Annotated in this window: 18 protein-coding genes and 1 tRNA gene; 12 read left to right on the top strand and 7 right to left on the bottom strand. The window is 66.4% G+C overall.

Going from position 1 to position 22,646, the window contains the following annotated elements; genetic code table 11:
* Positions 1-111 precede the first annotated feature (111 nt).
* Positions 112-187 (bottom strand) — tRNA-Thr (locus H4W01_RS14660).
* A gap of 203 nt (positions 188-390) precedes the next feature.
* Here H4W01_RS14660 and H4W01_RS14655 point away from each other — a divergent pair.
* Both H4W01_RS14655 and H4W01_RS14650 read left to right on the top strand, forming a co-directional pair.
* Positions 391-1,674, top strand: a complete 1,284-nt coding sequence (locus H4W01_RS14655; protein WP_209612005.1) for a PAS domain-containing protein — start codon at positions 391-393, stop codon at positions 1,672-1,674.
* Positions 1,675-1,760: 86 nt separating this feature from the next.
* On the top strand, positions 1,761-6,464 hold the full coding sequence (locus H4W01_RS14650) for an NAD-glutamate dehydrogenase (RefSeq protein ID WP_209612002.1): 4,704 nt from the start codon (positions 1,761-1,763) through the stop codon (positions 6,462-6,464).
* 117 nt (positions 6,465-6,581) lie between these two features.
* Here the strand turns inward: H4W01_RS14650 and H4W01_RS14645 are convergent, their stop codons facing one another.
* From H4W01_RS14645 to H4W01_RS14635, 3 genes are all read right to left on the bottom strand, one after another.
* Entirely contained in the window at positions 6,582-6,803 is a 222-nt protein-coding gene (locus H4W01_RS14645) for a hypothetical protein (RefSeq protein ID WP_209612000.1), read from the bottom strand.
* A gap of 67 nt (positions 6,804-6,870) precedes the next feature.
* Entirely contained in the window at positions 6,871-7,311 is a 441-nt protein-coding gene (locus H4W01_RS14640; protein WP_209611998.1) for a c-type cytochrome, read from the bottom strand.
* Between the two features lie 210 nt (positions 7,312-7,521).
* Positions 7,522-7,827 carry a hypothetical protein gene (locus H4W01_RS14635; protein ID WP_334685293.1) on the bottom strand — a complete coding sequence of 102 codons (306 nt, stop codon included), beginning with the start codon at positions 7,825-7,827 and terminating at the stop codon, positions 7,522-7,524.
* 129 nt (positions 7,828-7,956) lie between these two features.
* Between H4W01_RS14635 and H4W01_RS14630 the strand changes: the two genes are divergently transcribed.
* Genes H4W01_RS14630 through H4W01_RS14615 form a run of 4 tightly spaced genes read left to right on the top strand, consistent with a single transcriptional unit; the run spans position 7,957 to position 10,575 of the window.
* Entirely contained in the window at positions 7,957-8,406 is a 450-nt protein-coding gene (locus H4W01_RS14630; RefSeq protein WP_334685292.1) for a MarR family winged helix-turn-helix transcriptional regulator, read from the top strand.
* A 35-nt stretch (positions 8,407-8,441) separates the two neighbouring features.
* The gene (locus H4W01_RS14625) at positions 8,442-9,005 is read left to right on the top strand and encodes an isochorismatase family protein (protein WP_209611996.1); all 564 of its coding nucleotides are present in this window, start codon (positions 8,442-8,444) and stop codon (positions 9,003-9,005) included.
* Positions 9,005-9,334 (top strand): hypothetical protein, encoded by a 330-nt coding sequence (locus tag H4W01_RS14620; RefSeq protein ID WP_209611993.1) that lies wholly within the window; start codon positions 9,005-9,007, stop codon positions 9,332-9,334. The genes H4W01_RS14625 and H4W01_RS14620 overlap by 1 nt, the downstream gene beginning before the upstream one ends.
* The gene (locus H4W01_RS14615) at positions 9,331-10,575 is read left to right on the top strand and encodes an MFS transporter (RefSeq protein WP_209611991.1); all 1,245 of its coding nucleotides are present in this window, start codon (positions 9,331-9,333) and stop codon (positions 10,573-10,575) included. The genes H4W01_RS14620 and H4W01_RS14615 overlap by 4 nt, the downstream gene beginning before the upstream one ends.
* On the opposite strand, the gene H4W01_RS14610 is transcribed toward H4W01_RS14615, so the two are convergent.
* Positions 10,505-11,551: an FUSC family protein gene (locus tag H4W01_RS14610; RefSeq protein WP_209611989.1), complete on the bottom strand. Its 1,047-nt coding sequence runs from the start codon at positions 11,549-11,551 to the stop codon at positions 10,505-10,507. The two genes, H4W01_RS14615 and H4W01_RS14610, sit on opposite strands and share 71 nt — an antisense overlap.
* Positions 11,552-11,669: 118 nt before the next feature.
* On the opposite strand from H4W01_RS14610, the gene H4W01_RS14605 reads away from it, so the two are divergent.
* Together H4W01_RS14605 and H4W01_RS14600 are read left to right on the top strand one after the other, a co-directional pair.
* Positions 11,670-12,128 (top strand): MarR family winged helix-turn-helix transcriptional regulator, encoded by a 459-nt coding sequence (locus H4W01_RS14605; protein ID WP_209611986.1) that lies wholly within the window; start codon positions 11,670-11,672, stop codon positions 12,126-12,128.
* Positions 12,115-12,507 (top strand): VOC family protein, encoded by a 393-nt coding sequence (locus H4W01_RS14600; RefSeq protein ID WP_209611984.1) that lies wholly within the window; start codon positions 12,115-12,117, stop codon positions 12,505-12,507. The genes H4W01_RS14605 and H4W01_RS14600 overlap by 14 nt, the downstream gene beginning before the upstream one ends.
* A gap of 199 nt (positions 12,508-12,706) precedes the next feature.
* Here H4W01_RS14600 and H4W01_RS14595 read toward each other — a convergent pair whose 3' ends face one another.
* Both H4W01_RS14595 and H4W01_RS14590 read right to left on the bottom strand, forming a co-directional pair.
* Positions 12,707-13,864 (bottom strand): sensor histidine kinase, encoded by a 1,158-nt coding sequence (locus tag H4W01_RS14595; RefSeq protein WP_334685291.1) that lies wholly within the window; start codon positions 13,862-13,864, stop codon positions 12,707-12,709.
* Positions 13,865-13,877: 13 nt separating this feature from the next.
* On the bottom strand, positions 13,878-15,113 hold the full coding sequence (locus tag H4W01_RS14590; RefSeq protein ID WP_209611980.1) for a sigma-54-dependent transcriptional regulator: 1,236 nt from the start codon (positions 15,111-15,113) through the stop codon (positions 13,878-13,880).
* Between the two features lie 126 nt (positions 15,114-15,239).
* Between H4W01_RS14590 and H4W01_RS14585 the strand changes: the two genes are divergently transcribed.
* The 4 genes from H4W01_RS14585 to H4W01_RS14570 all read left to right on the top strand — a co-directional run bounded on the left by H4W01_RS14585 (position 15,240) and on the right by H4W01_RS14570 (position 22,640).
* A complete protein-coding gene (locus H4W01_RS14585; RefSeq protein ID WP_334685290.1) occupies positions 15,240-16,517 on the top strand; it encodes an efflux RND transporter periplasmic adaptor subunit in 1,278 nt (425 codons plus the stop codon).
* Between the two features lie 31 nt (positions 16,518-16,548).
* Positions 16,549-17,229, top strand: coding sequence for an ABC transporter ATP-binding protein (locus H4W01_RS14580; protein WP_010404505.1), 681 nt, complete (start codon positions 16,549-16,551; stop codon positions 17,227-17,229).
* A 1-nt stretch (position 17,230) separates the two neighbouring features.
* Positions 17,231-19,642, top strand: coding sequence for an ABC transporter permease (locus H4W01_RS14575; protein ID WP_209611978.1), 2,412 nt, complete (start codon positions 17,231-17,233; stop codon positions 19,640-19,642).
* Positions 19,643-19,826: 184 nt separating this feature from the next.
* On the top strand, positions 19,827-22,640 hold the full coding sequence (locus tag H4W01_RS14570; RefSeq protein WP_209611976.1) for a M16 family metallopeptidase: 2,814 nt from the start codon (positions 19,827-19,829) through the stop codon (positions 22,638-22,640).
* Positions 22,641-22,646: the final 6 nt, after the last annotated feature.

Here is a 22,646-nt window from a genome sequence, read left to right as displayed (position 1 = left end):
GAGCCGGACGGTGATGATGCAACGACGGAAGGTCGGCGGGGAGTTCAAGCTTAAGGCGGTGAAGCCAACACCACGGCGGGACACAAAATCCGACATTTACAAAAAAATGTATGGTGCCGCTTACAGGACTCGAACCTGTGACCCCCGCATTACGAATGCGATGCTCTACCAACTGAGCTAAAGCGGCATGGCGTTGGTTCCTGCGAACCAAGGCGAGGGCGGGCGCTTATCAGGTCGTTCGCGGGCTGACAAGCGTTGCGATGCGGGGGCATCGCGCATTCTCCGAAAACGGATGCCCTTTACCCGACGTTTACCACGCACGGCGCACAAGGCGTGCCGGTGACGCTCGCCCATGTCGGGTCGGGTCGCGCCAGGTGAGGCGTTTGCGCAATGGATAGTGTTCGCGGTTTCGAGGAAGATCGGCTCGGCACGGATGAGATCGACAGCGGTCGCGCCGACCACGACGCCGATACTGGCGTCGCCGATACCCAGATAGACGTCGGCACCGACGAACGGCGGATGCACGTTCGTGCCTATAACTATTGGGTTTCGCTGCTTGGCGGGCGCGCTTATCCCTCGATCGAGGATCTCGATCCCGCCAATATCACCGATTTCGGCCCGCACAGCGTGCTGCTCGATTTCTCCGCCGGGATCGAAAATCCCGCCATCGCCTTTCTTGGCAAGGCGCTGCGCGAGGAATGCGCGCTGGATTCGTCCGTCACCCACATCGCACATGTACCGAGTCGCTCGCTCTTGTCGCGCCTGACCGACCATTATCTGCAAATCATCGCGAATCGCGCGCCGATCGGGTTTGAGGCGGAATTTGTCAGCACGCGTGGGTTCAACACCATGTATCGCGGCATTTTGATGCCATTTTCCTCGGACGAGGATTCGATCGACTTCATCTACGGCGTCATCAATTGGAAGGAGCTGGTCGACGCGGAAACGCAGGCCAAGCTCCAGGCCGAAATCACGGCCGCCGTCGCCACCGCCCCCAAAGCGGCCGCGACCGCGCCAGTATGGGCGGACGGCCCGAGCGCGGGGATCGACGACGAGGCCCCGCTCGACCCCGAAAGCCCGACGGCCGCCGGTGCCACGCTGAGCGACCAACTGATGCTCGCGCAGCAGACCGCCGCCGCGCTCCGCGCCGCCGACACGCGCCACCGCGCGACGCTGTACCGCGTGCTCAGCCGCGCCCACGAATTTGCCGCAGCGGCGGATGCCGATCCGGTCGGTTATGAGGCGCTGCTGGCATCGGCAGGGATCGCCGTACAGTTGCGCGCGCCGATGACACCCATCGTCAAACTCATCTTCGGTGCCGATTACGACAAAACCCGCTTGACCGAATATGCGGCCGTCCTTGCCCACGCCCGCCGCATGGGCGTCGCTCGTGGGGCGCTGGGCGAGTTCCTCGATTCGTTCGAGGGCGGCATCAAGGGCGTGGTCAAGGCCGAGCGTGCCGCCCGCACCCCCAATCCGAAGGTGCGCGTCGATCGTGCGGCCGCGCTGGCCAATCGCCCGACGCTCGCCAGCGTCGCGATCGAAAGCAGCGTCGCACCGGGCGATTATGTCCTGCTGCTCGCCCGCGCGAGCGACGGCGGTATGTTCGATATCGTCGCTGAAATCGGCGACGATGCCGCGCTGACCGAACGCGCGATGCGCCGGATGGTGTGATCCGCCATCGCGGCCGCGCGACGGCCTGAATTTTGTGCGCTGCCACAAGTCTTGAGGTCGTCACGCGACCGGCGCATAGGGCGGCTATGGCAAAAACCACGCTGAAATCGCTGTCGGATGCATTGGCCGTCCGGTTGACCAAGGGTGCGCTTCCGGGCGAGTTGCAGGGGTTCGGCAAGACCGAGCGCGCGGATGCCGCCGCCTTTGTCGCCGCCACCGCCGAGCGGCGCGCGACCGGTATCCCCAATATCGCGCTCGAGCCGCTGCCCGGCACCGACCCGCGTCGGCGGATGCGGCTGGCGATCGTCAATGACGACATGCCCTTTCTGGTCGATTCGATTGCCGCGACGATCGGCAGCCACGACATCGCGATCGACCGCATCATCCACCCGGTAGTGTGCGTAAGCCGCGATTCGGACGGGGCGCTGGTGAGCGTCGACGATACGGGCTCGCCCGAATCGATGATCTATATCGAGCTGGAACGCGCCGATGCGCGCGAGCGGCGCGATCTCGTTGCCGCGCTGGAGCGCAATCTGGCGGATGTGCGTGCCGCCGTTGGGGATTGGCAAGCGCTGCAGGACGCGATGGCGGCGGACATCGCCACGTTGCCCGCGGGAGAAGGGGCCGCCTTGCTGTTCTGGCTGCTCGACCAGAAGTTCACGCTGCTGGGGCATGAATGGTGGGTCGGCGGGAATGAAACCGCGCTGGGTATTGCCCGCAACCCCAGCCCCGTGCCGATCCTCGCCGAGGCCTCGCGCGCGCTTGCGATGGAATGGTTCGCCAAAGGCGGCCAAGCGCCCTTGCTGCTGAAATCCAATTTGATTTCGAGTGTGCATCGCCATGTCCCGCTCGATCTCGCGGTGGTGCCGGTGCGCGACAAGGGCACGGTCACGGGTCTGTCCATCCATGCCGGGTTGTGGACCAGCAGCGCGCTCAACGCGGCCCCGCAGGATGTGCCGGTGTTGCGCGAACGCCTCGCCGCGCTCGAGGCGAAATTCGGCTTCGATCCCAAGGGCCATACCGGCAAGGCGCTGACGCATGCCCTGGCCGGGCTGCCGCATGATCTGGTCATCGCCTTCACACCCGAATCGCTCGAGGATGTCGCGCTGACCGCGATGTCGCTGGCCGATCGCCCCCGGCCAAAGCTGCGGCTGGTGCGCAGCGTGCTCGGGCGGCATCTGTTCGCGTTCGTGTGGCTGCCGCGCGACGATTTGACCACCGCGCGCCGCACCGCCATTGGCGAGATGCTGGCCGAGGCGGCCAATGCCAGTGTGCTCAATTGGTCGATCGAAGTCGATGACACGATCGCGCTGATTCGCTTCACGCTGGACCTGCGCGATGGCGGGGTGCTGCCCGATACCGATGCGCTCGACACGCGGATCGCGCGGATGGTGCGCGGCTGGGTGCCCGCAGTCGAGGCGGCGCTGGTCGAGCAGACCGATGCGGCGCGCGCCGCGCGGCTTGCGCTGAAACATGCCGCCAGTTTCCCCTCTGGCTATCGCGGTGCCAACACCGCCGAGGAAGCGGCGCGCGACATTGTGCGGCTGGCGCGACTGGAAACGCCGGCGGATCGCTCGGTGCGGATGTATCGCGACGAACACGGGGCCGCGCGGCTGAAAATCTATCGCCTGGGCGGCGCGCTGGCCTTGTCGGACGCGGTGCCGGTGCTGGAGAATTTCGGCTTCCGCGTGATCGAGGAATTGCCGACCGCGCTGAGCGGCGACGAACAGGGCTTCGTCCATGAATTTCTGGTCGAGGCGGCAGGCGTGCGCTTGTCCGCCGATACCAGTGTGCTGGAGAATGCGATCCAGGCCGTGCTGGAGGGCAAGGCCGAAAACGACGCGTTCAACCGCCTGATCGTCGATGCTGGCATGGCACCGGCATCGGTCGTGCTGTTCCGCGCCTGGTTCCGCTATCTGCGTCAGGCCGGGCTGACCTATGGCCTGGTCACGGTGGTCGATGCTTTGCGCCGCGCGCCCAAGGTGGCCGCCGCGCTGATCGAACGCTTTACCGCCGCGCATGACCCGGCGGGTGCCCTCCCCGTTGGTGTTGAGCGTGGCGAAGCACCTGCGCGCGGCAAGGCCCTTCGAAAGGCTCAGGTCGAACGCGGGCGGGAGGACGCTGCATCCCAGCGCCTCGGTCGGATCGCTGCCGCCGACGCGGCGATCGATGCCGGGCTCGACACCGTCTCCGCGATCGACGACGACCGCATCCTGCGTTCGCTGCGCAGCGTCATCGCCGCCACGCTGCGCACCAACGCCTTTGCCCCCGCCGGCCAGGCGGCGCTGGCGTTCAAGCTCGACAGCCATCTCGTCCCCGGCCTGCCCGCGCCCGTGCCATGGCGCGAAATCTGGGTCTATTCGCCGCGAATCGAGGGCATCCACTTGCGCGCGGGGCCAGTCGCACGCGGCGGCTTGCGCTGGTCCGACCGACGCGACGACTTCCGCACCGAAATCCTGGGCTTGATGAAGGCGCAGCGCGTCAAGAACGCCGTGATCGTGCCGACCGGTGCCAAGGGTGGCTTCTACCCCAAGCAATTGCCACCCGCCGCCAACCGCGATGCGTGGCTGGCGGAGGGCACCGAAAGCTACCGCGTGTTCATCCGCGCGCTGCTGTCGATCACCGACAATATCGTCGAGGGTGCGGTGGTGCATCCGGCCGACGTGGTCATCCATGACGGCGATGACCCCTATTTCGTGGTTGCCGCCGATAAGGGCACAGCAACCTTCTCCGACGTCGCCAACGCGATCGCGCTCGAGCATAAATTCTGGCTGGGCGACGCCTTCGCCAGCGGTGGCTCGGTCGGCTATGACCATAAGGCGATGGGCATCACCGCCAAGGGCGCGTGGGTCAGCGTCCAGCGCCACTTCGCCGAGCGCGGCGTGGACGTGCAGACGCAACCGATCCGCGTCGTCGGCTGTGGCGACATGTCGGGCGACGTGTTCGGCAACGGCATGTTGCTCAGCAAAACGCTGAAGATCGTCGCGGCGTTCGACCACCGCCATATCTTCCTCGATCCTGATCCCGACCCCGCCGCCAGCTGGGCCGAGCGTGCGCGTATGTTTGCTTTGCCGCGGTCGAGCTGGGCCGATTACGACGCTTCGCTCATCTCCAAGGGCGGCGGCGTGTTCCCGCGCACCGACAAGGTCATCAAGCTCTCGAAGCAGATCCGGGCCGCGCTCGGGCTGGAAGAGAGCGAAATGGAGCCGGGCGCGCTGATCTCGGCCATCCTCAAGGCCCCGGTCGATCTGATCTGGTTCGGCGGCATCGGCACCTACGTGAAGGCGCGCGCCGAGAACAACATCGCGGTCGGCGACCCCGCCAATGATCGGCTGCGCGTCGATGCCGAGGATCTGCGCGCCACCGCGATCGGCGAAGGCGCGAATCTCGGCGTCACCCAGGCCGCGCGTATCGCCTTTTCGGCGCGCGGCGGGCGCATCAATACCGACTTCATCGACAATTCGGCCGGGGTCGACTGCTCGGATAATGAGGTCAACATCAAGATCGCGCTCAACCGCGAGATGATCGAGGGTCGCCTCGGTTATGACAAGCGCAACACCTTCCTCGCCGGGATGACCGACGACGTCGCGCATCTCGTGCTGGAGGATAACCGGCTGCAAACGCTGGCGCTGTCGATCGCCGAGAGCGATGGCGCGCGTGACGTGCCGAGCTATGTCCGCTTGATCGAGATCTTCGAGGCGGGCGGTTCGCTCGACCGCGCGGTCGAGGGGCTGGCGGGCAATGACGATCTGCTGCGCCGTGCCGCCGAGGGTCGTGGGCTGACCCGGCCCGAGCTGGCGGTGCTGCTGGCGACCGCGAAGCTCGCGCTGCAGGCCGCGATCGAAAAGGCCGGGCTCGGGCTCGATCCCGATCTGCTGCCCGATCTCCACGCCGCTTTCCCGCCCGCGATGCGCAAGAAATTTGGCGCGGCGATCGACCAGCACCGGCTGCGCGGCGAAATTGTCGCGACCAAACTCGCCAACCGCATCGTCAACCGCATGGGCGTGCTCTATCCGTTCGAACTCGCCGAGGAAGAAGGCGCGGCGATGAGCGACATCGCGGCGATGTTCGTCGTCGCCGAGCGCCTGTTCGACCTGCCCGCTTTGTGGCGTGAGATCGAAACGGCGGCGATGCCCGAAAATGCGCGGATCGCACTGTTCGACGAAGTCGCGGTGGCGACGCGCTCGCAGATCGCCGATTTGCTGCGCGTAACGCGCAGCGGCACCGGACCGGGCGCGGCTTTGGCGCGGCTTCAAAAGGGCATCGCGCAACTCGACAAGCAGACCAAGGCCTTGCTGCTCGAGGAAGCGAGCGCGCAAAGCGCGCGTATCGCCACCACCCTCGAAACCGCAGGTGCGCCCAAGAAATTGGTGCAAAAGGTGGTGCGCTTGTTCGAGTTGGATGGCGCGGTCGGTTTGGCCGACCTCGGCGAACGGCTCGGGCTCGACGAGACCGTGCTGACGCGTGCCTTCACGCGACTGGGCCAGGCGCTTGGGCTCGACTGGGCGCAAGCCAATGCCGCGCGCATTTCGTCGAGCGACCCGTGGGAGCGCCTGCTGATCGCAGGCCTCGCGCGCGACTTCCAGCAATTGCGGCTGGAATTTCTGGGGCGCGGCGCTGCGGCACCCGGTGCGGACCCGCAGACGCTGGTTGAAACGTGGCTCGCCGAAAATGCCGGCCGCGTCGGCCAGTTCAAAGCGGTGGTCGATCGCGCGCGCATGGCTCCCGCCCCCAATGCCGCGATGCTGGCGCAGATTGCGGGACAGGCGCGCGTGCTGCTCGGCCGCTGAGACAGCAACATGGTGGCCCGTTTCAGAACAGAGCGCGTTTTCTGCTCAAGATCACTTAGGGGCCACTGATGTTTTTGGCGCGGACCGGGGCGGTGTGCGGCTCTCGCCCAGCGGCACTTACCGCTCTCGATGCAGGACAGCGATTCGCAAGCGACCTTTGACTATGCCGCGCGCCAGCTCGACGCGCCGGGCGTCGCCTATCTCCACATCGACCAGTCGCGCATCAAGGGGTACCGAGCTGATCCTATGGACGATGGGGTTGGTGTGGTTGCTCATCACCTTGGTGGCGACGTCCAGCACATCGCGCTTGGTGAAGCCGGCGGCGATGAAGGCATCCACGTAAGCCGCATCGGAGCTTGCTCAAACGCGGACATGCGTCCCCGCAGCCGGTGCGATCGGTGGCGGTTCAGTGTTGCTTTTGCAGGTAGGCAATCACGTCGGCGCGGTCGAGTGGATCGGCCAGCCCTGCAAACCCCATCGCCGTGCCAGGCACCATCCGCTTCGGATTGGTAAGCCAGACATCCATCCGCTCGGGCGTCCAACGCCCGCCGAGCAGCTGCAACGCGCCGCTATAGGCAAAGCGTGGCCGACGTTGGCCGACTTCGGCACCCATGACGCCGAACAGGTTCGGCCCGCTACGATCCGCAGCGTCGCGCTGGATCGAATGGCAGGCGAAGCACTGATAGAAAAGTCTTTCGCCGCTGGATGCGCTGGCAACGCGCAAGAGCGCTGCAGCTGAGGGGGCAGGGCCCGCCGCGCGACGCCGCGCCTCTTTGTCGTCATTCGACGAACAGGCGGTCAGCAGGAGCGCCGCAGCGGAGGCGATAACGATCGAACGGAACACCATTGCGGTGACATAGAGGCCGCAGCGCTGATCGACAAACCCCGCATTTGCGAGATTGGCAACCGACCGCCAGCGCCCCGACGGTTGCGTTGACCGTATGCGGTTCTGCGGCGAGGGCGGGCCGTGCTCGCCGGGATTACAGTTCTGTCCGCGTCAGGCACGAGCAGCCGGGTCGGTCTCGCGGTGGCGCTGGCGGGTGCGCCGGATGCCCCTTCAAGTCGTGGCCGGTGCCCGCCCGGATTGGGCTGCGCCCGACCCCAGCTTCCAATAGGTGGCGTACCGTTCGTGCGCGATACGGTAATAGGGAACCAACCGCACCGGTCGTTGCTCCGCAGACACGATCGTGAACTCCAGCGGACTGGCGCTTGGGTGTAGGGAGTGCGGCAGGGTCTCCGGATCGCCGCTGAGCGTGGGCGGCGCAAAGGGGGCGTCGTTGTAGCTGCCGTATTTACGCTCGTTGACGATGATGTCGGAACCCAGTTCGAGGCCTTCGCGTCCCAATGCTCCGGCCAGCACCAAAGGCGGCGTAGCCCCAGAGCCAGAAGATTCGCTTTTCGTTCGATCCAATTTTTCGGCAGCGAATGTTGTGCTAACCGGCAATATACAGATAACCTTTACAGATTAGCTGTATTGTTATAATGTGCCGACATGAGCGCAGAAGAGACTCAGGAAGACCACCGTATCGCGGCTTTGGCGCAGGGCATTCGTGGCGTGTCGGGAAAGCTGAAACGACGGCTGCGCGAACAAGGGGGAGTCGGCGACCTCACCCCGTCCCAGATCGCCGTCCTGCTTCGCCTGGAGAAGGACGGTCCCGCCACGACCTCCGAACTGGCCCGTGCGGAAGCGATGCGACCGCAGTCGATGGGGACCGTCATTGTTGCACTCGAAAGCGCCGGCCTGGTGCACGGCGCGCCGGACCCCCACGATGGACGCAAGACCCTGCTATCGCTGACCGACGCGTGCAGACAGTGGGCCAGCGAAGGGCGTGCGGCGCGGCAGGACTGGCTTGCGCGCACCATCCGCGCGCGTCTGTCGTCGCAAGAACAAGACCAGCTCGCGACCGCGCTCACCCTGCTGCAACGCCTCGTCGGGGATTGAGCGCGCCCGCTTTTCGCCTTCGAAAGGACCGTCCCATGGCGCTCACCGCGCTTGATCCGAAAACCGCCCTCATCATCGTCGACCTCCAAAAGGGCATCGTCGGCACCCCGGTCGCGCCTCCTATCGGGGACGTGATCGCACGCAGCCGCACGCTGGCGGATGCGTTTCGCGCACATGGTCTGCCGGTGGTGCTGGTGACCGTCACGGGCGTCCCGCCAGGGCGAACCGAGCAGCCGAGACGTGATCTCAGCACAGTGCCCGCGGATTTCGCCACGCTCGTGTCCGAACTCGGCCAGCAGCCGGACGACATTCTGATCACGAAGCAAAGCTGGGGCGCGTTCGCCACCACCGATCTGGAAGCGCGGTTGAAAGCGCTTGGGGTCACCCAGGTCGTCATCACCGGCGTTGCGACCGCAACGGGTGTCGAGGCGACGGCCCGTCAGGCCTATGAGCACGGCTTCAACGTCACCCTCGCCACCGACGCGATGACCGATACGCGGCCGGAAGCGCATGATCACAGTATCCGCAGCGTCTTTCCGCGGCTGGGCGAGAGCGGATCGACCGACGACATCCTCGCCCTTTTGGAAAGGACCGCCTGATGCCCTGGCTTCACCTACTGGCTTATGCCTTCGGAGGCGCCTTTCTGGCGAATGCGGTTCCGCACTTCGTCAGCGGAATGATGGGGCGGCCGTTCCAAAGCCCCTTTGCCACGCCGTCCGGTGAGGGGCTGTCGTCCTCGACCGTGAATGTGCTGTGGGGCTTTGCCAATCTCGTTTTCTTCTATCTGCTGGTCGCCCAGGTCGGTGATTTCGACGGGCGCAACCCGGTGCATGCCGCTGCGCTCGGGCTGGGCATGCTGGCGATCGGGCTCTTTGCCGCCCGGCATTTCGGGCGTTTCCATGGCGGTGCCACGCCCGAGCGTTCGTGAGCGTGCCCGCGACCGGAATGTTCCGGTCGCTGCGGGGCTATAATTACCGGGTGTGGGTCGGCGGCGCGTTCGTCTCCAACATCGGCACCTGGGTGCAGCGTACCGCGCAGGACTGGCTGGTCCTGACGGTGCTGACCCAGCATAGCGCTGCTGCGGTCGGCCTCGTCATGGCGTTGCAGTTTGGTCCGCAGTTTCTGTTGCTGCCCTGGACCGGATTCGCCGCCGATCACCTCGACCAGCGCACGTTGCTGATCGCCACGCAAGCGGCAATGGGCGTGCTCGCGCTGGCGCTTGGCGTGCTCACCGTCAGCGGCAGGGTGCAGCTTTGGCACGTTTATGGTTTTGCCTTCCTGTTCGGGAGCGCCGCTGCGTTCGACGCGCCGGTGCGGCAGGTGTTCGTCGCGCAGCTGGTGGGCGACGCTGACCTCGGCAACGCCGTCGCGCTCAATTCGACCTCCTTCAACGCCGCGCGGATGATCGGCCCGGCGATCGCGGGTTTGGTGATCGCCGCGATCGGCACGGGGTGGGCCTTTCTGATCAACGGCGCGTCGTTCGTCGCCGTGCTGGTTTCGCTGCTGTCGCTGCGCGCGCGCGAATTGCATCCGCAACCGCGCGCGCGCCGCACCACCGGCAGTTTCACCCACGGCTTCCGTTACGTCTGGGCGCGCGCTGACCTCAAGGCGATCCTGATCATGCTGTTCCTGATCGGCACCTTCGGGCTGAACTTCCCGATCTTTATCTCCACCATGGCGGTTAGCGTGTTCCATGCCGACGCGCGCGGCTATGGCCTGTTGTCGTCGATCATGGCGATCGGCACGGTGAGCGGGGCGTTGCTCAGCGCAGGGCGCGAGCAGCCCGGATTTCCCGCGCTGCTCGTGGGAGCTTGCCTTTTCGGGATCGGCTGCGCGCTGGCCGCGATCGCGCCTGGCTATTGGTTCTTCGCCGCTGCGCTGGTCCTGATCGGGGTCGCGGCGCTCACCTTCACCAACACGACCAACAGCCTGATGCAGCTGTCGACCGAGCCGAACATGCGCGGCCGCGTGATGGCGCTGCGCATCGGCGTTGCCATGGGAGGAACGCCGATCGGGGCCCCGATCGTGGGATGGGTCGCCGACCATATGGGGCCGCGCTGGGCGCTTGGTGTAGGAGCCTCGTCGGGCTTCGCCGCCGCTATCGTCGCCCTGGTCTTTCTGGAGAAGAGCCGGCACTGGCGGCAAGCAAGCGATCGAAGAGCAGATTGAGGGCCACCACCGTCAGACCTCCTGCCACGGTTGCGATCAGTCGGTCGGTTAGCAGGGCGGGGGCGATCGGCTTGCCGATATCGAGCACCAGCAGGATCAGCGGGGTGCTGACGATTGCGTAGAGGAGATAGCTTCGCGCGCGTGCCCATGGCACGACCGTCGCGAGCAGACACGCGACGCTGCCAAGCGCAATCGGCGACGAGAGGCAGAACAGGATCGCGGCCGTCAGGGCAACGCCGCCGAGCGTGCCCGTCAATCGCTGCACCGTCTTCACCGGTACATGTTCGATCGGGCGTTGCGTCAGCAGCGCGACCGTCAGCAGGATCCAGAAGAAATGATGCGTTGGCCATAGCTGGCGCAGACCGCTGGCGATGCCGAGACCAAGCGCAAGCCGAAGCGGAAACTGCCATCCCTCGAGCCGGTACAGCGTGCGGCGAAAGTGGGCGCGACGTTGCGCGTTGGTCGGCCCTTGGCGGGTCTTTTGCGCAGCGCCTTGCCGTTTGCTGCCGCCACCGGACAGGAGGCCGCGTAGCGCAATATTCCACAACGCGCCCGATCCGAATATCAGCGCGGCAGCGCCACGATGCGCCGGGGCACCGTCGAGAAAGCCGACGCTCAGCACGAGATAGATGATGAAACGGATGGCAGCCCCTGCAATAGGCCGACTGTAACCCGACAGGAGAGCGGCCACTGCGGCGAGTAAGATCAACGCGATGTCGGGCTGCGGCAATCCGGCAATCGCCGTCGCGGCAGCAACGGCGATCAGCGCAGGGGCAACCGTCTGGCTGAGGGGTGGAGGCGGTGCTGCCGTGCTGCCGCCCGTGCCCGTGCCGGCTAGCAGGATTGCGCCGAGTCCAATCGTGAAGCCCGCCTCCGCGTGTTTGAGCATCAGGCCGGCGACAACGGGGGCTCCCATGCCCAGCGCGGCGATCAGCAACATGCGCACGCTGAAGGGCTCCCCCCGATCGATCGCCATGACATCGCGCCAAAGCCGGGAGGGGGCGGTCCGCGGCAGGGCGGCACTGGTTCTCGCAAGGTCCGGCACGCCCACGCTCCTATTGTCTGTCACCAATTAATACGCTATGCGTAGTATTATGTCGAGCGCGCACGATCGGGAAAGTGACGAGGCGCGGATCGTGCGGGCGGTGCTGCGCCTTGCACGGGCCATGCGCCGGTCGGCGGGTGCAGCCGAGCTGACGGGCGGCGGGCTCGCGCTGATTGCGACGCTGTATCGTAACGGGCCGATGAGTGCGGTGGCCCTCGCCCGCGCGGAGGGGCTGCAACCGCAATCGCTGAGCCGCCTTCTTGTGCGGATGGAGGGCGATTCGCTGATCGAGCGCACGGTCGATCCGACGGACCGGAGACGCCACGTCATCACGCTGACCTCTCGGGGACGCAGCGCGCTGGGTTCGGCGATGGCCCAGCGCCGCGAGTGGCTCGGCACCATGATGGCCGAACGACTGAGCGAGGCTGAGCGCGCAAGCTTGCTCGCCGCGGCCGAGATCATGCTCAGGATTGCCGATCCCTTGGAGGACGACCATGCCGCCGATTGACGAACCGACCCTGCTCGCCGCCGAGCCGCAAATCTATGTCGCGAATGTTGAGACGGCTGCGGCCTTCTATGTCGGTACGCTCGGCTTCGAGCTGGTCTTCTCGCACGGCGAGCCCCCCTTTTACGCGCAGGTCGCGCGCGGCGCGGCAAGGCTGAACCTGCGGTTTGTTGACGGCCCGGTTTATGCCGAGGATTGTCGCGCGAGGAACACGGACCTGCTCGCCGCCGTCATCACGGTGCGCGGCATTGCGGCGTTGTTCTCTGCATATGAGGCCGCCGGGGCGAAATTCCATCAGCAGCCGAGGCGCGAGCCGTGGGGATCGAACACCTTCATCGTTCGCGATCCGGACGGTAATCTGATCGCATTCGCGGGCGATTGAACATGCCTGACCGGTGCGAACGGTAGCGGCTGCGGCGTTTCTTACCTGGCTTGCGCGGCGGGTGAGACCCAGCCTCGGCCTGTTTTCAGGTCAAGCGTGAGATCACCGTGAGAGCAATGCGTCACCCGCGCTGGCGCGGCCTTTCCGATCATTCGCCGATCTTGCTGGAATAGTGAGGCAAATTGGAAGCTTCCCGCAATCACGCCGGAAGCGTTGCCTCAAAGGCTGTTTTCCCCGAGCGCGAGAAGGCCAGTGTCAGATCGCCGCCATGGCCGCGCAGAATCTGGCGTGCGAGCGACAGGCCTATTCCGCTACCCTCGGCTTTGGTCGTAAAAAACGGTCGAAAGATTTCGCTGGCGTCCTGTGCCGCGATTCCGGGCCCGTTGTCGACGATCGCGATCAGCGTCCGGCCAACATGCGCCGTAAACATCAAGCGGATTTGGGCGGTCGGCAGATCGCGCAGTGCCTCTGCCGCGTTCTGCAGCACGGCCCAGAGCGCGGCGGTGATCTGATCCGGGTCGATCATCACGGATGCCGGGGCTTCCTGCGTTTCGACCACCAGGTCGATCGCCGGCCAGCGCGACGTGAACAGCTTGGCGAGATCGCTTGCGAACCCGGCGACCGCAATGCGGCGTGGGTCGGGGTGCGGCAGGCGCGCGAGCGCGCGGTAGCTTTCGCCGAAACGGTGCAGGCTGGCCGCACGCCGCGCGACGGTTTCGATCGCTTCGCGAACCTCCGGCAGCGCGGGTACGGGATCGTCGAGCATCGCCACGGCTGTGGCGGCAAGCGATGCGATCGGCGTCAGCGCGTTGACGATTTCGTGGCTCAGCACCTGCACGAGCTCGCGCAAAGCGGCGGCCTCTGCGGCCTTGAGTTCGGTGTCGATATCGATCAACGCACCGATCCGCAGCATCCGGTCGGCCAGCGCCAGGTCACTCGTGGTAAGCGCATAGCTTCGTACCGCACCGGCATCGTCCAGTTCGATTTTTGCGGTGCGGCCGGGGCGGGTGGCGGACAGCGCTTCGATCAGCGCGGTCGGTGCATCGGGGACCAGATCGTTTGCGCCCAGCAAGCGTCGCGCCGCGCGGTTGACTGCCTTCAGCCGGTCGCCATCGAGCGATACCAGCGGGGCAGGGGAGAGGTCGAGATAGGCGGTCAGGCGGTGCAGCGCGTCGGAGTCGGACGGTGTATGCGGCGCGGCGGCTGGCGCGGGGAGCGGCGCGGTGGCATCGATCGCGCCGAGTAAGCCGGTCCAGATCGCGACCATCGTCGCCAGCACCGCGGTCGCATACATTCCGCGCGTCGCGGCGAGCGCGAGGAGCGCGCCCGCCGCCGTAAGCACGAGGGCTTGAACCAAGCGACGGCTGCGCTCAGAGGCCATAGCGCGCCATCCGCCGATACAGCGCCGCACGTGTCAGTCCCAGTTCGGCGGCAGCGCGGCTCACATTGAACGCGTGGCGCTTGAGCGCGGCATCGATCATCGCCTGCTCGCTCTGCGCGAGCGACCGGACGGTTTCGGGGACCCGTTGGGCATCGTCGGCGGCCGAAGAGGGCCGGTCGTCCAGCCCGGTCGCACCGTCGGTGCCGAGCAGCACTGCGCGTTCCATGAGAAGGCGTACTTCGCGGACATTGTCGGGCCACGCGGACTGCGCAATGGCCTGTGCGGTCGCGTCGGAGATCGGTTGATCGACCTTGCCATGCCGATGCGCGAAGACCGACCGGAAATGGCGCGCGAGCAGGAGCGCGTCGCCCTCGCGTGCGGCGAGCGGTGGCAGGAAGATCTCGACCGTGTTGAGCCGGTACAGCAGGTCTTCGCCGACTGCGGCGCGCAGGCTCGCGCGATCGAGCCGTGTCGTCGCGATCACGCGCGCGCCGTCGAGCCGCTGTGCAAGGTCGGCCTGCAGCGCACGCGCCAGGCGATCGACCTGGTCGATCACCAGCGTCCCGCCCAGCGCTGCGGTGGATTGCGCCGCAAGCGTCGCGCTGTCGGCGGTCTCGGCGTGGAGCGTGACGAAGGGCGCATCGGCGCGCGCCGAGCTCTGATGGAGCAGCCGGGCGACCAGTGTCTTGCCTGTGCCCGTCGCCCCGCTGACCAGCACCGGTGCCTCGGTCGGGGCGACTCGGGCGATCAGATCGCGCACCCGCGCGATTGCGGCACTTTCGCCGAGCAACAGGCCCTCGGTAACCGGCGGCGCGCTCGTCGCGTCGAGCTTTGCGCGGCGCAGCGCAATGCCGCGCTGGACCGTCGCGAGCAGGCGTTCGTTGCTCCACGGCTTGATCACGAAATCGGTCGCGCCCTGGCGCATCGCCTGGACCGCGACGGCGATCCCGCTATGGCCGGTGACGACGATCACTACGGCGTGACGGTCGGCGGCGATGAGCCGGTCGAGCAGCGCGAACCCCTCTTCGCCGCTGGTGCGCCCACGCGCGAAGTTGAGATCGAGCAGGATGACGTCGATCGGACGCTCGGCGAGGCGCACCCAGGCTGCCGCTGGATCAGCCGCGATCGAAACGGCCATGCCTTGGCGTTCGAGCAACAGGCGCGCGGCCTTGGCGACGTCGGCATCGTCTTCGACGATCAGGATGACGGGCGATTCGCTTGACATGGTCGCACATAGTGTCCGGAAACGGACAGTCCGTACAGATGGGATGCCCGATCGCCTGGACTAGCTCGAAAATCGACGGATTTTCGTGCCTTAGCGCCATCATCCGGCATTCGATATAGTGTCCGCATGACGCAGACGACCCCTTCCGGAGCCGCGATGGACCGGCGCATCGAGCGGCCGCACGCCAAGCGGCGGCGCATGATCGCGCGCAGTGCGATCGGCATTGCGGTGGTCGCGGCGGCGATCCTGCTGTGGGGGCTGATGCCCGGTGCCAATGCGCTGAGCGTGGACGCCGCCGCGATCCGCACCGGGGTGGTGGTGCGCGCGCCGTTCCGCGATTACGTGCCGTTGCGCGCCGAAGTCGCGCCGCTGCGCACCGTCTTTGTCACCGCCATCTCCGGCGGTCAGGTCGCCGAACTGGCCGCGGCCGATGGTGCGATGGTCGCGGCGGGCACGCCGCTCGCGCGCCTCTCCAACCCGACGCTCGCACTCGATGTGGCCAGCCGCTCGGCCGAGATCGTCGGCCAGTTGAGCGCGACCAGCGGACAACGCCTGTCGGTGCAGAACACCCGCCAGGGCGGCGCGCGCGATCTCGCCGAAGCGCGTAACGCACTGTCCAAGGCACAGACGCTGCTCGGGCAAAAACAGGTGCTGTTCGACAAGGGCATTATCGCGCGCGCCGCGATCGATCCGGTGCGCGAGGATGTCGCGTACCAGCAGGCGCGGGTCGCCACGCTCCAGCGCGGCGCGAGCGAGGCGGCCGTCACGCTGGCTGACCAATCCTCGGGGATCGCCGCGACCGCGCGGCAATTGCGCGAGAGCCTGGCGATGGTGCGCGCGAGCCTATCGGCGCTGGTGATCCGCGCGCCGGTCGCCGGGCGGCTCACCGCCTTCACGCTCCAGCCGGGGCAAATGCTTAAGAGCGGCGATCCGGTCGGGCAGATCGATTCGGAAGGGCAATGGAAGCTGACCGCCGATGTCGATCAATTCTATCTCGGCCGTGTCCGCACGGGCCTAGGCGCGACCGCCGACCTTGACGGGCGCAGCTATCCGATGACCGTGCTGAAGGTGTTGCCGCAAGTGACCGCCGGCCGCTTTCGCGTCGAACTCGCCTTCCGGGGCAGCGCGCCGCTCGGGCTCAACCGTGGCCAGACGCTCGACGTGCGGCTTGTGCTCGGGGCTGACCGGCCTGCGATCGTCGCGCCCTCGGGCGGCTGGCTTGATGCTGGCGGCACCACGGCCTTCGTGCTCGACGGCGATGCGAAAGCCGTGCGGCGCGCGATCGTTACCGCGCGGCGCAATCCCGATCAGGTTGAGATCATCTCCGGCCTCGCCCCCGGCGAGCGGATCGTGACCACCGCGCTCAGCCCCTATTCCGCCTTCCAGACGCTTTTTCTCAAATAGCCAGACTCTTCTCCTCAAACAGGATGTGTCCATGATCCAGCTCCAGGATGTCAGCCGCACTTATGCCTCGGACGAGATCGAGACGACCGCGCTCGGCGGGATCGAACTCGCCGTCGAGGCGGGCGAATTCGTCGCGATCATGGGGCCGTCGGGTTGCGGCAAATCGACCCTGCTCAATATCCTCGGCACGATCGATCGCCCGAGCGGCGGGCGCTATCTGTTCGAGGGCACCGACATTGCGCGCGCGCCGGAGGGCGAGCTTGCGAAGCTGCGGCGCGATCGACTGGGCTTCATCTTTCAGAGTTTCAATCTGATCGACGAGTTGACGATCGCCGAGAATGTGGCGCTCGGTCTTGCCTATCGTCCCATGTCGTCGCGGGACAAGAAAGAGCGCGTCGCTGCGGCGATGGATCGCGTCGGCATCGCGCACCGCCAGCGGCACCATCCCTACCAGCTTTCGGGAGGCCAGCAGCAGCGCGCCGCGATTGCGCGCGCGATCGTCGGCACGCCGCGGCTGATCCTCGCCGACGAGCCGACCGGCAATCTCGATACCGAGAATGGGGCGCAGGTGATGGACATTCTTGAGCAGCTCAACGCCGACGGATCGACGATCGTGATGGTAACGCATTCGCCGGCGCATGCCGACATCGCCAAGCGCACGGTGCATATGCTGGATGGCCGTATCCTCTCCTCCGCACGCCGGGCGGCATAAGATGCTGACCTCGCTCTATCGCTCGCTCACGCACCATCGGCTGTTCGCGGCGCTCAACATTGGCGGGCTCGCGCTCGGGATCGCGACCTTCATCGTGCTGGCCCTGTTCGTCCGGTTCGAAGCGAGCTTCGACCGAGCGCTGCCCGGGCAGGACCGGCTGTGGCTGGTGGAGGAACGCTATATCATGCCGGGCTATCCGCCCGACACCAACCCGTACACGATGGGCAATCAGCTCCAGATCATGCGCGCCGATTATCCCCAGCTGGCGGCGACGCGGTATAATGGCGCGTCGGTGACGATCCGCCAAGGCGCGCAAGCGACCGCCGAGGAACTCGGTACGGTCGACACCAACTTCTTTGACCTGATGCGCTTTCCCGCGGTCGAGGGCGATCCGACCGCGACGATCGCCGACCCCGACGGGCTGGTGATCACGCAGAGCGCGGCGCGGAAATATTTCGGTAGCCAGCCCGCGATCGGCCAGACGCTCGGCATCTCGGTCCAGGGGAAGCTGTACGCCTACCGCGTTGGCGCGGTGCTGCGCGACATGCCCGCCAACGTAACGTTCAAGGACGAGATGTTCGCGCAAATCGTGCCCGCGCGCTTCGCCAGCGAATATTGGGACCATTGGGGCAGCACGTCGCTGACCACCTTGCTGCGTTTCCCCGACGAGACGGCGGCACGCGCTTTCGAAGCCCAATTGCCAGCCTTTCTCGATCGCCACGCTTATGCCAGCGGCAACCTCAAGAAAGGCCAGTATTTCCAGACGCTGCGCCCTCTGACCGGCATGCATCTCTACACGCCGGGCGACCGTGCGATCGTGACGACGCTGGCCGTGGTCGGGTTGCTGACGCTGCTGATCGCCATCGTCAATTACGTGAATTTGGCGACCGCGCGCGCCGGGCTCCGGGCGCGGGAGGTGGCGATGCGCAAGGTGCTGGGGGGCACGCGGCGCGCGCTGGTGCTACAATTTCTTGGCGAAGCGGTCGCCACGGTCGCGATGGCGGCGTTGACCGGCCTTGCGCTTGCCGAGATCGCCTTGCCGTTCCTCAACGCACTCGGCGGGACCACATTGGCGATACACTATGGTGGCTGGGACAGCATCCTGTTGCCGATGATCGCGCTGGTGCTGGGCGTTGCCTTGGTCGCGGGGCTATACCCGGCGTTCGTGCTGTCCAGCTTTCGCCCAGCGGCGGTCCTGGCTTCGGCGCGTGCGCCGGGCGGCGGGCGTGCCGGTGCGCGGCTACGTGGAGCGCTGGTGGTGTTCCAGTTCGCGATCGCGATCGCATTTGCGATCACCACCGCTGCCATGCTCGCGCAGACCGCGCACATCCGCGACGCGGATCTCGGCTTCCGGCGCGATGGGTTGATGATCGTCCGCTCGTTCCGTGACCCCGCCCTCGACGTCGCGCAACGCGCCGGATTGCTAAGCGCGTTCGCCGTGCTGCCCGGCGTCACCGGCGTCACGGTCGGCAACAACGCCCCGGGCGACCAGAATTCGACGAACTTTTCAGGATATCATCGGCCCGGCACGCCGGACCAAAAGACGTCGATCATGGTTGTCGGCACCGGACAGGACTATTTCCGGGTGTACGGCGCGCGCTTGCTCGCCGGTCGCCTGTTCGATGCCGCGCATGCCGATGACCGTGGGCATTTGACGCTCGAACAACGCAAAGCCACCGGGCCCAATGTCGTGCTCAACCGGACGGCGGTGAAAGCGCTCGGCTTCGCCGCGCCGGGGGCGGCGGTGGGGCAGACGATCAGCGACGGCAATCGCGCCGCGACGATCATCGGCGTGATCGACGACGTGCGCTTCAAAAGCCCGCGCGACCCGGTCGACCCGACCGCCTATACGTACAATACGGTTGATATCGACGAGCCGTTCGCTGTCGTGCGCTACACCGGCATCGACCCCAAGACGCTGACGGCGCGACTGGAAGCGGCGTGGAAGCGCGTCGCGCCGGGCATCCCGTTCAAGGCGCGTTCGGTCGAGGACAATCTGTTCGAGCGCTATTACAAGGAAGACGCGCAGCGCTCGCGACTGTTCACGATCGGCGCGGTGCTGGCGGTCCTGATCGGGTGTATCGGCCTGTACGGGCTCGCGGCGTTCGATACCGCGCGACGCGTCAAGGAGATTGGCATCCGCAAGACGCTCGGCGCCTCCACCGCGGAAGTGTTGCGGTTGCTGATCGGCCAGTTCCTGCGGCCGGTGCTGCTGGCCAACCTTGTCGCCTGGCCGCTGGCCTTTGTCGCGATGCAGCGCTGGCTCGGCGGCTTCGATGACCGCATCGCGCTGTCGCCGCTGTTCTTTCTTGGCGCGACGCTGGTGGCGGTGCTGATCGCTGCGGCCACGGTGTTTGGCCAGGCGTGGCGCGTCGCACGTGCCGAACCGGCGCGCGCGCTCCGCTATGAATAGGCGCAGCACCGTCGCAGTGTTGGCCGCGTTGGGGAGCAAGTGGTTTGTTGCGGCACGATCGATTGGCTGTTTACGAATCGTCTTTAATGTCCCAAAAATAACAAGATAGTGACATGGGTCGAGCAGCGTGGCGGGGTGGCGTACCTCTCCGTCGCCGGGTCGATGCGGGGATAAGGACCGGTGGATGCGAAGGCTTTGGGTAGTCGCTGTGGCCTTTGCCGTGACAAGTGTGCCGTACGCCGTGGCGCAAACGCCGAGCTGGGTTGCCGAGGAGCGCGGCGAAACCCCGGATCCCGCGATCCATTATGGCGAACTCGCCAACGGGCTTCGCTACGCCGTCATGCGCAGCGCCGAGCCCAAAGGCGTCGCGGTCGTCGAGTATCGCATCGCGGTCGGCACCGCGCAGCAGGCGGCGAACGAAAAGGAGTTTGCCCATCTCGTCGAGCATATGGCGTTCGGCGCGACCACCCCTTTCCCGCAGGGCGATGCGATTGCGCAATTGCAGTCTGCGGGTTTGCAATTGGGGGCGGATGTCAACGGCACGACGACGGCGCGCGGCACCGTCTACAGTCTTTCGATTCCCCAAGTGACCAGCGAGAAGCTGGCGCTGGCCTTGCGGTTTCTGCGCGGGTTTAGCGATGGCGCGCTGTTCGACGCCAATGAGGTCGAGCGGCAAAAGGGTGTGGTGGGGGCGGAGATTGCGGGCGGCGAGACGCAGGCAACGCGCGCCGCTCGCGCGCTGCGGCAGCAACTCTATCCTGAATTGCCCTATCTGTGGGAGACGCCTGCGCAACGGCTGGCCTCGCTTCATACGATTACGGCGGACCAGCTGCGCGCGTTTCATGACCGCTGGTATCGCCCCGACACCGCCTTTCTTGTCGTGGTCGGCGATGTCGATCCGGCCGAAACCGGCAAGGCGCTGGAGGCCGCGTTTGCGAGCTGGAAACGACCGTCGGGGCCACTGCCTGCGCTGAAGCCCGTGCCGTTTCAACCGCGCACACCTTCCGCTTCGGTGGTGCAGGAAGCCGGACTGACCGACTCGCTGACGCTCAGCGTGGCCAAACCGCAGCCTGATGCCGTGCTGACCCCGGCGACACGCCACGACACGATCTTGGCGACGCTCGGCATGGCGATCGTGCGCGACCGGCTTGAACGGCTCGTGCTGACGACCCCGCAATTGCCCATCGCCTCGGTGTCGTTGCAAACCTCGCGCTGGCCGGAGCTTGCCGAATTCTATTCTCTCTCCGCAAATTTCCGGGCCGGCAAATGGCAGGAGGCGCTGGCGTTGCTCGAAGAGGAAACGCGCCGCCCCTTGGTGACGGGTTTCACCGTTCCCGAAGTGGATCGCGCCGTCACCAACACCTTGAAGGGGGCGCGGAGCGCATCGCTGCGGGCGGCCGCGCGGACCTCGGCCGAACTGGCCAATGGCATTGTCGGTGCCTATACCGATCGTCAGGTCTTTGTGCTTCCGGAACGCAATTTCCAACGCATTTCGGAAGTGCTCAACGCCGCCTCTCCGGCGGATATTGCGGCGGCCTATAGCGCGGTGTGGCGCGAAACACCCCCGGCGATCGCGCTCGCGGGCGCGGAGGCGTTGCCCGCATCGCCGACCGTGGTGCGGGATGCCTATGCCGTGGCGCATCGGGGGCCGCTCCCGGCGCGCGATTTGACCCTCGCCGTTGCCAAGCAATTGCCCTTGCCCGGGCCTGCAGGCAAAGTTGTCGAGCGGCACCATGTCGACGATCTCGGCGTCGATCAGGTGCGCTTTGCGAACGGCGTGCGGCTCAACATCAAACATACCGATTTCCGCGCGAATGAAGTGCTCACCACGATGCGGGTGGGCGGCGGGGTGCTGGCGCTGCCGCATGGCGAACGCCCGGTCGCGCCGCCGCTGGCGATGCTGTATCTTGGCGGCGTCGCCGGACTGAACGTCGAGCAACTGCTCGCCGGGTTGCGCGCGACCCAGGTGTCGATCGATTCGGTCGCGCTGGGAACCAACGTCGTCCAGTATCGAGGACAGAATAACCCGGCATCGCTGTCCGATCAGCTTCGGCTGTGGGCGAACCTTGTCGGCAAGCCCGACTTTGATCCGCGGGCCGACGGTTTGGTGCAAGCGCGGGTAGAGGCGGCGCTGGAAAAGGCCGACGCGACCGCCGTCGCGGCGTTTTCGCGGCGCTGGCCGGCGTTCAGCAATAGCGATTCGCGCTTCGCACCGTTGGATGTGGCCGATGTCTCCGGATTGAGTTTCGCCCAGAGTCGACGCCGTTTCGGGCCCATTCTCGCCGATGCGCCGATCGAGGTGACGATCGTCGGCGATATCGATGTCGAGAAGGCGATTGCAGCGACTGCGGAAACGCTCGGCGCGCTGCCCCCGCGCCGCAGCCAGCCGTTGCGCGACACCGGGCCCGATCCGAAGTTCCCGACGGGAGGCGAGCCGCTGGTGTGGACGCATCACGGCGATGCCGGGCGTGCGCTGGTGGTGTCGGCCTGGCGCGCGCGCGACGGGTTCGATCCCAATGACGGCATCGCGCAGGGGGTGCTCGATGAGATTCTGCGCAACCGGTTGTTTAACGATTTGCGCCAGACATCGGGGGCTACCTATTCCCCCGCACCGCTCTTTGCGGCGTCGACCAGTGTGCGCGGCTTTGGCTATGTTGGCGCAATCGTCGAAGTCGCCACCAGCGACGTTCCGCTCGCCGAGCGCACGCTGCGCACGATTGCGAGTTCGCTCAGCGAATTGGGGCCGACCGCCGAGGAACTCGCGCGCGTGACCGCCCCGATGAAAGCCCGCGCCGCGCTGGATGCGCGGAGCAACGGCTGGTGGCTCAACGCGCTCGACTGGGCACAGACGCAGCCCGATGCGTTGGCGCGCGCGCGCGGCTATCAAAGCGCGCTGGCTGCGCTGTCGGTCGATCAATTGAAAGCCCGCGCCGCCGAAGTCTTTGGCACGCAGCCGGTCACGATCCGGGTTATGCCCGGTCCCGCCGCCAAGCCCTGAGCCGCG

Origin of the sequence: Sphingomonas sp. PL20, from assembly GCF_017875905.1 — a bacterium.
Taxonomy (GTDB): domain Bacteria; phylum Pseudomonadota; class Alphaproteobacteria; order Sphingomonadales; family Sphingomonadaceae; genus Sphingomonas; species Sphingomonas echinoides.
Note: the sequence above shows the minus strand (reverse complement) of the source record. Positions and strands in the feature narration are given on the sequence as shown.